This window comes from Pikeienuella sp. (genome assembly GCF_046290545.1).
Taxonomy (GTDB): Bacteria; Pseudomonadota; Alphaproteobacteria; order Rhodobacterales; family Rhodobacteraceae; genus Pikeienuella.
In genome coordinates this window covers 1-14,392 of record NZ_JBKAGV010000009.1, presented here as the reverse complement: position 1 = coordinate 14,392, position 14,392 = coordinate 1, and the positions used below count along the sequence as shown (strand labels likewise).

Annotated in this window: 11 protein-coding genes; 4 read left to right on the top strand and 7 right to left on the bottom strand. The window is 69.2% G+C overall.

The genetic code is table 11. The features are described 5' to 3' along the window. Positions 1-7 precede the first annotated feature (7 nt). Together ubiB and ubiE are read right to left on the bottom strand one after the other, a co-directional pair. A complete protein-coding gene (ubiB, locus tag ACE37J_RS07305; protein WP_409709330.1) occupies positions 8-1,555 on the bottom strand; it encodes a 2-polyprenylphenol 6-hydroxylase in 1,548 nt (515 codons plus the stop codon). Further along, positions 1,555-2,325: a bifunctional demethylmenaquinone methyltransferase/2-methoxy-6-polyprenyl-1,4-benzoquinol methylase UbiE gene (gene ubiE / locus ACE37J_RS07300; protein ID WP_409709327.1), complete on the bottom strand. Its 771-nt coding sequence runs from the start codon at positions 2,323-2,325 to the stop codon at positions 1,555-1,557. The genes ubiB and ubiE overlap by 1 nt, the downstream gene beginning before the upstream one ends. Positions 2,326-2,393: 68 nt before the next feature. Between ubiE and mutM the strand changes: the two genes are divergently transcribed. From mutM to dnaA, 4 genes are all read left to right on the top strand, one after another. Then, complete coding sequence (gene mutM, locus ACE37J_RS07295; protein ID WP_409709324.1) at positions 2,394-3,245, top strand: bifunctional DNA-formamidopyrimidine glycosylase/DNA-(apurinic or apyrimidinic site) lyase; 852 nt, start codon at positions 2,394-2,396, stop codon at positions 3,243-3,245. Between the two features lie 73 nt (positions 3,246-3,318). Continuing rightward, the gene (gene rpsT / locus ACE37J_RS07290) at positions 3,319-3,585 is read left to right on the top strand and encodes a 30S ribosomal protein S20 (protein WP_409709321.1); all 267 of its coding nucleotides are present in this window, start codon (positions 3,319-3,321) and stop codon (positions 3,583-3,585) included. Between the two features lie 384 nt (positions 3,586-3,969). Continuing rightward, complete coding sequence (locus tag ACE37J_RS07285; protein WP_409709318.1) at positions 3,970-4,410, top strand: rhodanese-like domain-containing protein; 441 nt, start codon at positions 3,970-3,972, stop codon at positions 4,408-4,410. A 71-nt stretch (positions 4,411-4,481) separates the two neighbouring features. Then, positions 4,482-5,852 (top strand): chromosomal replication initiator protein DnaA, encoded by a 1,371-nt coding sequence (dnaA, locus tag ACE37J_RS07280; protein ID WP_409709905.1) that lies wholly within the window; start codon positions 4,482-4,484, stop codon positions 5,850-5,852. Between the two features lie 29 nt (positions 5,853-5,881). On the opposite strand, the gene cysK is transcribed toward dnaA, so the two are convergent. The 5 genes from cysK to ACE37J_RS07255 all read right to left on the bottom strand — a co-directional run. Next, positions 5,882-6,826: a cysteine synthase A gene (gene cysK, locus ACE37J_RS07275; protein ID WP_409709315.1), complete on the bottom strand. Its 945-nt coding sequence runs from the start codon at positions 6,824-6,826 to the stop codon at positions 5,882-5,884. A gap of 29 nt (positions 6,827-6,855) precedes the next feature. Then, positions 6,856-7,302 (bottom strand): RrF2 family transcriptional regulator, encoded by a 447-nt coding sequence (locus tag ACE37J_RS07270; protein WP_409709312.1) that lies wholly within the window; start codon positions 7,300-7,302, stop codon positions 6,856-6,858. Further along, positions 7,296-7,775: a dUTP diphosphatase gene (gene dut, locus ACE37J_RS07265; protein WP_409709309.1), complete on the bottom strand. Its 480-nt coding sequence runs from the start codon at positions 7,773-7,775 to the stop codon at positions 7,296-7,298. The genes ACE37J_RS07270 and dut overlap by 7 nt, the downstream gene beginning before the upstream one ends. Then, complete coding sequence (gene coaBC, locus ACE37J_RS07260) at positions 7,769-8,980, bottom strand: bifunctional phosphopantothenoylcysteine decarboxylase/phosphopantothenate--cysteine ligase CoaBC (protein WP_409709306.1); 1,212 nt, start codon at positions 8,978-8,980, stop codon at positions 7,769-7,771. Before coaBC ends, dut begins: the two co-directional genes overlap by 7 nt. 86 nt (positions 8,981-9,066) lie before the next feature. Next, the coding region (locus ACE37J_RS07255) for a PA14 domain-containing protein (RefSeq protein ID WP_409709303.1) at positions 9,067-14,392 on the bottom strand (5,326 nt) is incomplete at its 5' end.

The window sequence follows — 14,392 nt, the reverse complement described above, 5'->3', positions numbered from 1 at the left end:
TCCCCCTTCAGGTCGTCATGGCGAGCCAAGCGGCGGCGGCGCCGACGGCGGCTCCGAGCCCGGCCCAGAGCAAGTGCGCGCCCCGCCGCCTTGGCGGCGGCGGCGGCGCTTCCGGCGCATCAGCGAGGCGGACGAGCCGCTCTGCCAGTTCCGGCAGGCGCGGCCCGATGCGCGCGAGCGTGCGAAGCGCCGTCGCCGTGTCGCGGAGCGCGGCCTGCGGCCCCAGATTCTCCCGCATCCAGCGCTCCACCACCGGCCCGGCGGCGGACCAGATGTTGGCGTTCGGGTCGAGCGAGCGCGCCACGCCCTCCACCACCACCATCGAGCGCTGGAGGAGGATGAGCTGCGTCTGCGTCACCATGCCGAACCGCTCCGTCACCTCGAAGAGATGCGCGAGGAGCCGCGCCATCGAGATGCGGGAGGCGTCCTGCCCGAAGATCGGCTCCCCGATCGAACGGAGCGCCTGCGCGAAGAGCTCCACATCCTTGTCGGCGGGCACGTAGCCGGCCTCGAAATGCACCTCCGCGACGCGGCGATAATCCTTCCGCAGGAAGCCGAGCAGGATCTCGGCGTAGTAGCGCCGCGTCACCCGGTCGATCCGGCCCATGATGCCGAAATCGAGCGCGAGGACGTCCCCGTTCGGGGCGACCTTCAGGTTCCCCTGATGCATGTCCGCGTGCCAGAATCCGTCGCGGAGCGCCTGGAGGAGAAAGACCTGGATGATCCGCTCCGCCAGCGCCGTCAGGTCATGGCCGGCGGCGCGAAGGCCGTCCGGGTCCCCCATCGGCATGCCCTCGACCCAGGAGGCCGTCATCACCCGGCGGTCGCAGAGCGGCCAGACGATCTCCGGCACGAGGAAGCCTTCGTCGTCCTTCACGTTGTGGGCGAATTCGGAGGCTGCGGAGGCCTCCAGCCTCAGGTCCATCTCCGCCGTCACCACGCCCTCGAAATGCGAGACCACGGCGCGCGGGCGGAGCCGCTTGGCCTGCGGCGCGACCCATTCGAGCACGCGGGCGATCATGTAGAAGGCCGCGATGTCCTTGCGGAACTGGCGTTCGATTCCCGGGCGGAGGACCTTCACCGCCACCTTCCGCCCCGTCTCCCGGTCGATGGCCGGGTGGACCTGTGCGATGGAGGCGGCGGCGATGGGCGGGCCGAATTCGGAGAAGGCCTCCTCCACCTCCCGGTCCAGCGCCTCGCGGATCGCGCGCCGCGCCTCCTCCATCGGGAAGGGCGGCAGCGCGTCCTGCAGGGTCCGCATGTCGCGCGCGAGATTGGGGCCGATCACGTCCGGCCGGGTCGAGAGGATCTGCCCGAACTTGATATAGGCCGGCCCGAGCGCGTTGATCGCCCGCGCGACGGGAGGAAGGCCCGCATCGCCGGACTTGCCGACGAGCAGGCCGGGCGCCGTCACGATCATCAGGGGGACGCGGAGCCGCGCCGGCGCATTGAATTCCTCGAGCACCTTCGCCATCGCCCCGGTCTTGCGGAACGTCGCGAGGACGCGCGCAAGCCGCCACGCATTCGGCCCGGCCTGCAGAAGGAAGCGGAGCATCAGAGGCGCCAGCCGGAATGGATGGCGGCCACGCCAAGCGTCTGGTTCCGGTATGAGACGCGCCCGAATCCCGCCTCCCGGATCATCCCCGCGAAGGCCTCCTGATCCGGGAATTTCCGGATCGATTCGACGAGATATTGATAGCTGTCCCGGTCCCCGGCGATGGCCTGCCCCATGCGCGGGATGACGTGGAAGGAATAGAGGTCATAGGCCTTTCGCATCAGCGGCGGATCGACCCGGCTGAATTCGAGGCAGAGAAAGCGCCCGCCCGGCTTCAGCACGCGCCAGGCCTCGCGGAGCGCGTCTCCGATCCGCGTCACGTTCCTGATGCCGAAGGCGATGGTGTAGGCGTCGAAGCTCCGGTCCGGAAAGGGGAGCTTCATCGCGTCGCCGCAAACCCAGGTGAGCGCGTGGGAGAGGCTCTCCGCCTCCGCGCGCTTCCGGCCCTCGACAAGCATCGCCGCCGTCATGTCGCAGATCGTCGCCTCGCCCTCGCCCTTCAGCCGGTCGAGCACGCGGAAGGAGACGTCGCCCGTCCCCCCCGCGACGTCGAGGAGCTTCATGCCGGGCCGGGGGGCCATCCAGTCGATCAGCGCCTCCTTCCAGAGGCGGTGGATGCGGAAGGACATGACGTCGTTCATCACGTCGTATTTCGACGCGACGGAGGAGAAGACGCCGTGGACGAGCCCCGCCTTCTCGCCCTCCGCCACGTCGCGGAAGCCGAAATGGGTGGTCGGGCGGCTCTCGCCGGTCTCGCGCTCGTCTGTCATGTCGGGCTACATAGCCCGGTCCGCGCCGCGCCGCCATAAGCCGCGCGAAGCGCCGCAGGGGGAGGGACATGCCGGAGCTGCCCGAGGTCGAAACGGTCCGCCGCGGGCTCGCACCCGCGATGGAGGGGAAGATGATCCTGCGCGCCGAGCAGCGCCGGCCCGATCTCCGCTGGCCGCTGCCCGAGCGCTTCGCGGAGCGGCTGACGGGGCGGCGGGTGCTGCGCCTCGGGCGAAGGGCGAAGTACATTCTCGCCGATCTTGATGATGGCGAGACGCTGATCGTCCATCTCGGCATGTCCGGGCGGATGCTTGTTTCCGGCGGGATGCTCGGGGAGTTCGTCCACGTTCACGGCGGCGACGGCAAGCACGACCATGTGATTCTCGACATGGAGGGCGGCGCCCGCATCGTCTTCAACGACGCGCGCCGCTTCGGCGCGATGGACCTCCAGCCGACGGCGCGGATCGGGGAGCACTGGCTGCTGAAGGACCTCGGGCCGGAGCCGCTTTCGAACGGGTTCAACGGGAACTGGCTGGCGGCGCGCCTTTCGGGGCGGTTCACGCCGATAAAGGCGGCGCTCTTGGACCAGAAGATCGTCGCCGGGCTCGGCAACATCTATGTCTGCGAGGCGCTGCACCGCGCCGGCATCTCGCCGAAGCGCATGGCGGGCTCGATCTCCGCGGCCCGGATCGCGCGGCTCGCCGAGGCGGTCAACGCGACCATAGCGGACGCGCTCGCCGCCGGGGGCTCTACGCTGCGCGACTACCGGCAGGCGGACGGGGAGCTCGGCTATTTCCAGCATTCCTTCCTCGTCTATGACCGGGAGGGCGAGGCCTGCCGGCGCGAGGGCTGCGGCGGAACCGTCCGCCGCGTGGCGCAATCGGGGCGGTCGAGCTTCTATTGCGCGTCGTGCCAGAGATAGGCGCGGCTTGACCGATCCGGAGGCGGCGCGTATACGCGCGCTTCGTTTCGCAAGAAGAATACGGAATCGTCTCATGGCCAACTCGCCGTCCGCCGCCAAGCGCGTGCGCCAGATCGAGCGGCGCACCGCGGTAAACACCGCCCGGCGCAGCCGCATCAAGACCTTCATCCGCAAGGTCGAGGAAGCGATCGCCTCTGGCGACGCGTCCGCGGCGAAGGCGGCGCTCCAGGCCGCCCAGCCCGAGATCATGCGGGGCGCGACCAAGGGCGTGCTGCACGCCAACACGGCGAGCCGCAAGGTCTCCCGCCTCTCTTCGAGGGTGAAGGCGCTCTCCGTCTGAAGCCGGCCCCCGGGCTGTTTCGTTCGTGCTGACGCGCGGAGCATTGCTCCGCGCGTTTCATTTTTGTGTCGTTTCGGAGTGATGTTCTGCATTTGCACCGGTTGAGAGAATCGACCAACTGCGCGATGCTTAGATCGTTAATTTTTCCACGAATCGCCTTCCTGCGTTCGCTCCACGAAATGCAGTGAATGAAACTCCGGTGATCTGAAATGTTAATATTGGTTAATATCCCCCGGATACTTGGGAACATCTCCCCCCGAACCACAGCCGACAGCGAAAGACTTGGAAACCTGCGCGGTCAAGTCGACTTGTGCTTGAAGAACGCGTCGGCTTGCCGATAACGTCCCCGACGTCAGAAAGAGGATTCGGGAAAGGGTCCCTGGAATGAACATGGGAAACGGGGTGGAGGAAGTCGGGCCGGAAGGCGCGTTCGCGGCGCTGAAAGCCGGCGGCGCGTTGATGATCGACGTGCGGACCCGCGCGGAATGGAGCTTCGTCGGCGCGCCGGACCTCTCCGGCGCGGGGGCGGAGCTGGCGATGATCGAGTGGCAATCCTTCCCGACTATGGCGGTCAACCCCGCCTTCGCGGAGGCCGCGCTCGACGCGGCGGAGCGGGCGGGCGCTGAAACGATTTTCTTCATCTGCCGCTCTGGCGCCCGGTCGCTCCGCGCGGCGCAAGCGACGGCGGATACGGCCGCGGCGGCCGGGCGGCCGCTCCGCTGCGTCAATGTCGCGGAGGGATTCGAGGGCGATCTCGATCCCGATGCGCGCCGCGGAACGGTGAACGGCTGGAAGGCGCGCGGCCTTCCCTGGCGGCAGAGCTGAGGGACAGGGCGGCGGGCATGAAGAGAGCAGTGCGGACGCAGGCGGCGGGGGCGGCGTTGAAGGGCGGGGAGATGGCGGTGGAAGAGGCGCGAATCTGGGGCGAGGCGGTCAGGCTCGTGCAGTCGGAAATCGGCGCGGCCGCCTGCAACCGATGGATCGCGCCGCTCGTCTTCCGCGGCGCCGCGGGCGATTGCGCGCGGCTCGACGCGCCGACCGACTTCGCCGCCGACTGGGTGCGCCGGCACTACGCCGAGGAGATCGTCGCCGCGCTCTCGGAAGCCGGCGCGCCTTGCCTCCGGATCGCGGTCTCCGCCGCGGCGGAGCGGCCGGAGGAGCCGGCGCGCCGACCGGCCGCGCCCGCGCTGGCGATCGCCGCCTCGGACGGAGGGGCGGATGCCCCGCTCCGCTCCGCGCCGCTGGAAAAGCGGTTCACCTTCGACCAGTTCGTCGTCGGCAGGCCCAACGAGCTCGCCCACGCCGCGGCGCGGCGCGTGGCCGAGGACGACAGCGTGGTCTACAACCCCGTATTCCTTCATGGCGGCGTCGGCCTCGGCAAGACGCATCTGATGCACGCCATTTCCTGGCGGATCGCCGAGCTGCGGCCGGAGCGGAAGGTGCTCTACCTTTCGGCGGAGCAGTTCATGTATCGCTTCATCCAGGCCATCAAGCGCGACAACACCATCGCCTTCAAGGATCAGTTCCGCTCCGTCGACGTGCTGATGGTGGACGACGTGCAGTTCATCGCCGGCAAGAATTCGACGCAGATCGAATTCTTCCACACGTTCAACGCGCTGATCGATTCCGGCAAGCAGATCGTGATCTCGGGCGACCGGGCGCCGGGGGACATCGAGAATCTCGAGGAGCGCATCCGCTCCCGCCTGCAATGGGGCCTCGTGGTGGACATCCACCCGACCGACTACGAGCTTCGCCTCGGCATCCTCGAGGCGAAGGCGGAGGCGGCGAAGGCGCGGGAGCCGAATGTCCGCATGGACCCGAAGGTGCTGGAATTCCTCGCCCATCGCATCTCCTCCAATGTCCGGGTGCTGGAGGGCGCGCTGACGCGGCTCTTCGCCTTCGCCGGGCTGGTGGGGCGGGAGATCACGCTCGACATGGCGCAGGAATGCCTGTCGGACCTTCTCCGCGCCTCGGATCGCAAGGTGACGATCGACGAGATCATGCGGAAGGTGGCGGAGCACTACAATCTCCGCCTATCGGACATGACCTCCGCGCGGCGCGCGCGGGCGGTGGCGCGGCCGCGGCAGGTGGCGATGTTCCTCGCCAAGACGCTCACCTCGAAGAGCCTTCCGGAGATCGGCCGCAAGTTCGGCGGGCGGGACCATACGACGGTGATGCACGCGGTGAAGCGGGTGGAGAGCCTGACGGACACCGACAGCCTCCTTGCGGAGGATGTCGAACTCCTCCGCCGGATGCTGGAGGCCTGAGGGGCGGGCCGCGCCCGCCCCCCGCCGCATCAGAGCCCGTCGAAAAGCGCGGTGGAGAGATAGCGCTCCGCAAAGCTCGGCAGGATGACGACGATCCGCTTGCCGGCCATGTCCGGCCGCGCCGCAAGCTCCAGCGCCGCGGCGACGGCTGCGCCGGAGGAGATGCCGCCCGGCGTTCCTTCGAGAAGGGCCAGCCGCCGCGCCGTGTCGAAGGCCGTCTCGTTGCCGATGGTCAGAACCTCGTCGATCAGGCTCCGGTCGAGAATCTGCGGCACGAAACCGGCGCCGATGCCCTGGATCTTGTGGGAGCCGGGCGCGCCGCCGGAAAGCACCGGGCTGTCCTCCGGCTCCACGGCGACGACCTTCACGCCCGGAACCTTCGCCTTCAGCACGGAGCCCACGCCGGTGATCGTCCCGCCGGTGCCGACGCCGGAGACGAAGTAGTCCACCTTTCCGCCGGTGTCGGCGAGAATTTCCTCCGCCGTCGTCCGCACATGGATCGCCGGGTTCGCCGGGTTCGCGAATTGCTGCGGGATGATCGCGCCCGGAATCTCCGCCGCCAGCTCTTCGGCCCGGGCGATGGCGCCCTTCATGCCCTTGCTCGGGTCGGTCAGCTCCAGCCGCGCGCCGAGGAGCGTGAGCATCTTCCGCCGCTCCACCGACATCGACTCCGGCATGCAGAGGATCAGCCGATAGCCGCGGGCGGCGGCCGTGAAGGCGAGCGCGATGCCCGTGTTGCCCGAGGTCGGCTCGATCAGCGTCGCCCCCTCGCCGAGCTTCCCCTCCTTCTCCAGCGCGTCGATCATCGAGACGCCGATCCTGTCCTTCACGCTGGCGAGCGGGTTGAAGAATTCCAGCTTGCCGCAGATCTCCGCCTCGACCCTCGCCGCCTTCGCGAGGCGGGCGAAGCGGACGAGCGGGGTGCCCCCGATCGTCTCGGTGATGTCATCATAAATCCGGCCGTGCGCACGCATGTTCGTCTCCTCCCGTCGCCTCATGGCGTTCAGATCGTGAAATCGGGCGCCGCGTTCTCACGCCTGACGCCCTTCGCCTCCGCTTCGGCGCAAAGGTCCTGCATCGTGACCTCCTCCAGCTCCCGCAGCGCCCGTTCCTGCGCCGCCCGCCAGAGCGGCCGCGCCACCACCTCGCCGAGGCGGGAGGCGGGCGGCTCCGGGTCCGCCTCGGCGTCCGCGGCGTCCACGATGCGGATGATCTCCGCGACCGTGATCCGCCGCCGCTCCCGCGCCAGGGTATAGCCGCCGCGCGGGCCGCGAACGCCCTTCAGCACGCCCTCCCGCACCAATTGCTGCATCACCTGTTCGAGATAGCGCTGCGGGATGCCGAGCCGGCGGGTGATGTCCTTCGACTGGACGGGATCGGGGCGGGCGTTGAAGGCCACGTCCAGCACCGCCTCGAAGGCGAGGAGGGTCTTGCGCGAGAATCTCAGCATGGCCCGCCCTTCACGCCCGTGGAGCCGAAACCGCCCGCGCCCCGCCCCGTCGACCCGGCCGCGCCGAAGGCGAAGCCGGCGCGGGCGACGGGGGCGAAGACGATCTGCGCCGCGCGGTCGCCATGCGCGATCCGCGCGGGCTCCGCCCCGAGATTGACGAGGAGGATCATCACTTCGCCCCTGTAGTCGCTGTCGATCGTGCCCGGCGCGTTCGCCACGGTGAGCCCGTGCCGGAGCGCGAGGCCGGAGCGCGGGCGCACCTGCCCCTCCCAGCCCTCGGGAATCGCGAAGGCGAGCCCTGTCGGCACGAGCGCCCGCGCGCCGGGCGCGAGAATCAGCCCCGCCTCCCGTTCCGCCTCCGGGAAGGAGGCGCGGAGATCGGCGCCGGCGGCGCCCGCGGTGGCGTAGGCGGGCGGGCCGAATTCCGGGTCGAAATGCGGGAGGGCGGCGAGCGTCACGGCGCATGTCAGCATGAGGCCGTCTCCGCCATGAACCAGTCCGCGATCCGCGCGGCGAGGCGGCGGGCGACCTCCTCCTTGCCCATTTCCGGCCAGTCCTCCCGCCCCGACGCGTCGAGGATGGAGACGGCGTTCCGCGCCCCGCCCATGACGCCGCCGGAGACGTCGTTCGCCACGATCCAGTCGCAGCCTTTCCGCGCCCGCTTCGCCGCGGCGTTCTCGACCACGTCGTTCGTCTCCGCCGCGAAGCCGACGACGAGGGCGGGGCGGCGGCCAGGGGGCAGGGCGGAGATCGTGCGGAGGATGTCCGGATTCTCGGCGAGGCGGAGATCGGGGATCACGCCCGACCCGTCCTTCTTAAGCTTGCGGCCCGATTCCTCCGCCGCCCGCCAGTCCGCCACGGCGGCGGCGAAGATCGCGGCGTCGGCGGGGAGGGCGGCTTCGACCGCCGCCAGCATCTCCCGCGCCGTCTCGACCCGATGGACGGAGAGGCCGGCGGGCGCGGGCTCGTTCGTCGGCCCCGTGACCAGCGTGACCGCGGCGCCCTCGTCCCTCAGCGCGGCGGCGATGGCCATGCCCTGCTTGCCGGAGGAGCGGTTGGCGATGTAGCGCACCGGATCGATCGGCTCATGCGTCGGCCCGGAGGTGACGAGCACGCGCCGGCCGGAGAGGCGGCCTTTCGGAGCCAACAACCGCTCCGCCGCGGCGAGAATCGCCTCCGGCTCCGCCATGCGCCCCGGCCCGAATTCGCCGCAGGCCATGTCGCCCTCGTCCGGCCCGACGACATGGACGCCGTCTTCCCTCAGCCGGGCGAGGTTCCGCTGCGTCGCGGGGTGGAGCCACATGCGCACGTTCATCGCCGGGGCGATCAGCACCGGCTTGTCCGTGGCCATGAGGAGGGTGGAGACGAGATCGTCCGCATGGCCGCCCGCCATCTTCGCCATCAGGTCCGCGGTCGCGGGCGCGACGACGAGGAGATCGGCGGCGCGGGAGAGCTGGATATGCCCCATCTCCGCCTCCGCCGTGAGGTCGAAGAGCGTTTGGTGAACCTTCTCCCCCGCCAGCGCGGCGACGGAGAGCGGCGTGACGAATTCCGCCGCCGCGCGCGTCATCGCCGGGGTGACGGCGATTCCCCGCGCGCGGGCGCGGCGTATCAGGTCGAGGCACTTGTAGGCCGCGACGCCGCCGCCGATGCAAAGGAGAATGCGCTTCCCGCCCATGTCGCTCCGCCCGCGTGGTTTCTTCCGAACCGCGAGCGGAGACTGTAGTTAGAAGCCTTCCCCATGTCCAACGGCGCCGGCGCCGGTCAGGGATCCTGCGTCTCGTGGCTGTGGAAGCCGGCGCCCTCGACGCCGGAATCGTCGCTGAAATCGACGTCTTCGCCCATCACGTCGTCGCCGCCCCCCGTCGCGCCGGCGCCGTCGGCCGCATCGACCCAGCCGTCCCCGTCGCCCCCGCCGTCATCCGGGGCGGCCGCCGCCTCCGGATCGGGCGCGACCTCGATCTCGAAGACCGAGAGCCGCTCCGCGGCCGCGCCGCCGGAGTCGAGACCGTCGACGGAGACCTCGAGACTGATGGTCCCGACGAAACCGGCGGGCGGGGTAATCTCGAGATGCTCGAGGTTCCATCCCGTCACGTCCAGCGGATCGGCGCCGGAGACGGCGACATCGTCGCCGCTCATCAGGATCGTCCCGTCCGGCAGGCCGGTGAGGGAGACGCCCTGAACGGTCCATCCGCCCGGGTCCACGTCGAGATCGAGCGTCAGGGGGGACGCCTCCACGGTCTCCAGCCCGCCATCGGCCCGAAGGAGCGAGAACTCCGCTTCGCCTGGCGCCTTCCATTCGAGGGAGAGGCCGTTGCGGCCGGTATTCTCGAAGTACCGGACCTCGATCTCGTGCTCCCCCGGCTCGAGCGTGAGAGATCCGGTTTTCGTCTTGAAGGTATGAAGCCCGTCATGGTCGATCACGGGCTCTCCGTTCACGAAGAGCACTGCGCCGTCGTCCGAGCCGAGCCTGAACTCATAGACCCCTGCCTCGTCGACCGTGATCGAGCCCGTGGCCCGCAGGGCGAAGGTCGCGTCGTCCACCGCGTCGTTGAACCCACCCTGAAGCTCTGTGTACTGGTCATAGCCGTCCTCGTCGACGGTGATAGAAATCACTTCGCCGATCAGCGGCGTGTCCCCCCCCCAGTTGGACTCTCCGACAAGCTTGTTGGCGCGCTCGACATCGGGCGGGACGATTCCCTGACCCTCGGCGACGACAATTCCGTTCTTGAGGATCTGCATAAGGCCATCATCGGAGACCTGGGCGGTCCATGTCGCCGTCTCACCCTCAACGATCACGCCATTGGCCACGATGGAATGGCTGGCGGAGCCGTCGTAGATTTCGAACCTCAGGTCGTTCGAATTGCCCACTTGCGTCAGCAGGATGTTGTCGCTCGCCGGGCCGTTGCCGTAGTCGAAGATGCGCTGCCAGTGCCCGCCGGCGAGGTTGTCGAACCGCACCGTCGCCTCGGCGTGGAAAGCGGGGCCGACCTCTTCCACGAAGTCCAGCGCCTCGCGCGCCTCCCGATGAACGGGCTCGGCATTCCAGTCGATGTCATTGACGGAGTTCACCGTGGCGTCAAAGTCGAAATACTCGATGCTGAACCCGCCGCCCGCGAGGTTGACCTCGAAGCCCGCGCCCTCCGTCTCCTGCCGCGCGGCTTCCGCGATCATCTGCGCCGCGGTGTATTCGACGCCGCCGAAGACGAAGAATTCGACGCCGGAGACGGTGTCCTTCCCCTCGTCCGTCCCCGCCGCGTCGAGATCGCGGATCGTGAAGGTCGCCGTATCCGCGTCGTAGAGGATGCGGAACTCGGAGCGCGGCTGGCTCCAGAAGACCCGGTCGTCGCCCCCGCCGCCGATGATCGCATCGTCCCCCGCGCCGCCGGTGACGGAATCCGCGCCCTCGCCGGCGTCGATCACATCGTCCCCGGCTTCTCCGAAGAGCCGGTCGTTCCCGATGCCGCCATCGATCGTGTCGTCGCCGTCGCCGGCGGTCAGGCTGTCCGCGCCGTCGCCGCCGACGAGGCTGTCGTTCCCCGCGCCACCTGTCATCGTGTCGTCGCCGAGGCCGCCGATCAGCGTGTCGTTCCCCTCGCCCCCGGTCACCAGGTCATTGTCGGCGCCGGCGTCGATGCTGTCGTCGCCCGCGCCGCCGTCGATCGTGTCGAGCCCACTCTCGCCGCGGATCGTATCGTTCCCCGCCTCGCCCCAGGCGCGGTCGTTGCCTGAACCAAGAGCGAGGAAATCGTCCCCTTCGCCGCCGAGGACAGAGTCCGCCCCGCCATTTGCGATGATCACGTCGTCGCCGGCGCCGCCGCTGATCGTGTCGTTCCCGCTCGTGGTCGTGACGGAGTCCGCGCCCGCACCGGCGTCGATGCTGTCATGCCCCCCGCCGCCCATGATCGTGTCGGCCCCGTCGCCGCCGAGGATCGTGTCCTGCGAGGTTCCGCCAATGATCCGGTCGTCGCCCTCGCCGCCTGACAGCCGGTCCGCCCCGCCGCGCCCTTCGATCGTGTCGTTTGTGGCGCCGCCGGTGAGCGTCTCGTTGGCCCCGGTTCCGATCAGGTGGAGGCGGGGCGTGATGAGGTCGATCTCTTCCACGTCGCCGTTCGCGAAACGGAAGATCTCGACCCCGGAGACGGTGTCCGTCCCCTCGTTCGCGGCGCCGTTTGCGCGGTTGTCGGTGATCTCGTAACGCCCGTCGCCGAGATCGACGATCGTATAGTCGCTGCGGTTTCCGGTGAAGATGGCGATGTCCGCCCCGCCGCCGCCGGTGAGAGAGTCGTCCCCCGCGCCGCCCGTGAGCGTGTCCGCCCCGGCTCCGCCAAGGATCGTGTCATCCCCGGCGCCGCCCTCCACCTCGTTCCCCGCCATTGTCTTGAAGTCGGTGTCGAAGCGCATCGTGCCGGGAAACCCGTCATCGAGAGCGACGCTGTTCAGCGCCACCGAGGCGATGGGCTTGGTCGTGAGAAGGACGGAATCCTCGGGGTTGTTGAAGGCCGGGAAGAGGTAGGTCTCCCCGTTCTGGAGCTGAACGACGATGGCGAGGAAGGCGCCGGTCGTCCCGTCCGTGAACGTAGCCGTCGCGCTGTAGGCCTGGCCCGAGTCGAGCTTAACCGTCTGCCCGTCAATCGTGTAGCTTTCGACCTCGGCGTCGAGACGGTTCCAGTCGTTGTCCTCGATCCGGCCGTTGTTGTTCGTATCGTTGCCGGTGGCGCGCGTCAGGTGCAGGAAGAGCGGATTGTCCTCCGAGCCGTAGGTCCCGAGCATCGCGGCGGCGTTTTCGGAGGCGCCGTTGCTCTCGTCCGGGTCGAGATCGCCGAAATTGCCGAGGCGGAACACGTTGAAGGTCGGCGACCGCACCCCCGTCGCCTCGACCGAGTCGATCCGCCCGTCCCCGGCGTCGATCAGGTCGTTCCCCGAGCCGCCGAGGATCGTGTCGGAGCCGCCGCGCCCCTCGATGACGAGGTCCACGGTCGCCGTGGAGGCGTCCGCCATGTCGTCGCCCTCGCCGAGGCGGAAGGCCTCGACGCTCTGGAACGAGGCGGACATGACCGGCTCCGCCGGCGTCGTCGCATCCTCAACGACCGGAGCCGTCACGCTCGGGCCAAGCTGCACGTCGTTCGAGTAGGGGTCGAAATCACTGCTCGCGATCTGCCCGGCCGAGTGGCTCCCGGACCAGGGCGTCCCGGTGACGTTATCAAGATTCAGCAGCGTCAGCACGGTCCCTGGCGCCGGCGGATCGACCCACTCGCCCGTCGCCGGGTTCCATCCGGCGGTGATGACCGAGGCGTCGTATTCTCCGCCCCCGCCAAGGTCCACCTTGCCCACGAAATACTGGATGCCGTTGGCGTCGGCCACGATGAAGCCGTAGTCCAGCTCGATGTCCGCTCCCGCTGCGAAAGTCAGGCCGTTGATCGTGACCGCCTGAGCGAGGCTAGACGCGCCGTCCTCCAGCAGTGTCTGCTGAATGCCCGCCTTCACGCCGTTATAGCCGTTGAAGGCGATCTGCTGCCCTGAATTCGCGTCGCCGGAGCTGGAGTTGGAGGCGAGCATCCGTGCGGGATCGGTCCATGCCGTCTTGTCGAGGAGGAAGAACTCGAACTGCGCTCCCGGCGTCTCGATCACGTCGTCGGCCACGGCGGGCCCGCCCTCGACCCCGCCGATGGAGAGCGTTCCCTCGCCGTCGCCGGATATGGCGAGCGTGATGGCGTCGGTCACCGTCGAGGCGTCGATCGTGTCCGCGCCCTCTCCGCCGTCGATCGAATCGTCGCCGAACCCGTTCTCCAGGATGAAGAGATCGGCGCCATCGCCGCCCTGCATCGCGTCGGCCCCGTCCCCGCCGCGGATCGTGTCGTCGCCGTCGCCGCCATCGATCCGATCCGCGCCCCCGTCACCGACGATCAGATCGCCCCCGGATGCGCCGAGGATGAGGTCGTCCCCCTCTCCGCCGACGAGCGTATCGCCCGCGGAGCCGGGTTCCGGCGTCACCGCGTCGAAGAACACGTCCGTTACGCGAACGCCGCCAAGGTTCGACGCGTCGAGCGAGTGATGGATCTCGATCCGCGCGACCGGCCCGTCGATCTCGACCAGAAGCGAGGAGCGCGCCTCGTCCGGAACGGAATCGCCGACCCCGGCGCGCGCCGTGGCCGTATCCGCCCCTCCGACGCCGTCAGTATCCATCAGCGTGACGTCGCCGCCGCCCGTCAGCCTCACCCCGATCTCGTTCCCGAAGGCGTCAAAGGCCTTGATGGTGACGGTGTCCGTTCCGTCGCGCCGGTCGATGTCGTTGACGCGGAAGGAGACGTTGCGCACTTCGTCCGAGACGCCGTCGGCGGCCGAGGCGAAATCGAGGGCCACGATGCTGGAGCCCGCCGTGGCCCCTGCATAGTCGATCTCGGCGGCGGAGGCCCGGTTGATGACCTCCCCGCCGGACTTGATGCCGTCGACATTCTGCGCGAAGCCACTTTCGAAGTCCGTGTCCGCAGCGCCGGAAATCTCCTCGACGGTCATCCGCACTTCGACGAGCCCGGTATTCTGCACGGCGCCGGCCGAAAGATCGTCGCCTTGGTCGATCGCGCCGCCGTCATCCGGGTCAGGAAGCGCGCTCCAGTTGAAGGATTGCCGCGTGAGCGTGGGCGCATGGCCCTCCAGCGTATCGTCGCCCGCGCCGCCGTCGAGACTGTCCTGGCCCGCGCCGCCGACGAGGCTGTCAGCGCCGCCCTCGCCGTAGATGACCCCGCCGTCCTCATGGGCGACGATGGTGTCGTCTCCGTCCGCGCCATGGATAGCGGTTTCGGCGACACCGGTATCGGTGAAATGGTCGTCTCCGGAGGTCAGGGTGAGCACCTCCGCTACATCTCCGATTGCTATCTCGACCGTCTCGGAGACGGTCTTCCCACCCGAATCCGTGGCGGTGACCGTCACCGAGACGCTGGGCTCCGCCTCATGGTCGAGGCTCACCCCGTCCTTCAGCTTGAGCTGGCCGCCGACGATCTCGAAGCGCGCGTCGGAGACGGAGAGCGTGTGCGCGTCGCCGGCGTCCGGATCAGCGACCGTGACGGTCCCGATGACCGCCCCGGCGGCG

Bases quoted from the DNA above. Each gene is read 5' to 3' on its own strand.
- ubiB (WP_409709330.1), bottom strand. From the start codon at position 1,555: ATGCTCCGCTTCCTTCTGCAGGCCGGGCCGAATGCGTGGCGGCTTGCG.
- ubiE (WP_409709327.1), bottom strand. From the start codon at position 2,325: ATGACAGACGAGCGCGAGACCGGCGAGAGCCGCCCGACCACCCATTTC.
- mutM (WP_409709324.1), top strand. From the start codon at position 2,394: ATGCCGGAGCTGCCCGAGGTCGAAACGGTCCGCCGCGGGCTCGCACCC.
- rpsT (WP_409709321.1), top strand. From the start codon at position 3,319: ATGGCCAACTCGCCGTCCGCCGCCAAGCGCGTGCGCCAGATCGAGCGG.
- ACE37J_RS07285 (WP_409709318.1), top strand. From the start codon at position 3,970: ATGAACATGGGAAACGGGGTGGAGGAAGTCGGGCCGGAAGGCGCGTTC.
- dnaA (WP_409709905.1), top strand. From the start codon at position 4,482: ATGGCGGTGGAAGAGGCGCGAATCTGGGGCGAGGCGGTCAGGCTCGTG.
- cysK (WP_409709315.1), bottom strand. From the start codon at position 6,826: ATGCGTGCGCACGGCCGGATTTATGATGACATCACCGAGACGATCGGG.
- ACE37J_RS07270 (WP_409709312.1), bottom strand. From the start codon at position 7,302: ATGCTGAGATTCTCGCGCAAGACCCTCCTCGCCTTCGAGGCGGTGCTG.
- dut (WP_409709309.1), bottom strand. From the start codon at position 7,775: ATGCTGACATGCGCCGTGACGCTCGCCGCCCTCCCGCATTTCGACCCG.
- coaBC (WP_409709306.1), bottom strand. From the start codon at position 8,980: ATGGGCGGGAAGCGCATTCTCCTTTGCATCGGCGGCGGCGTCGCGGCC.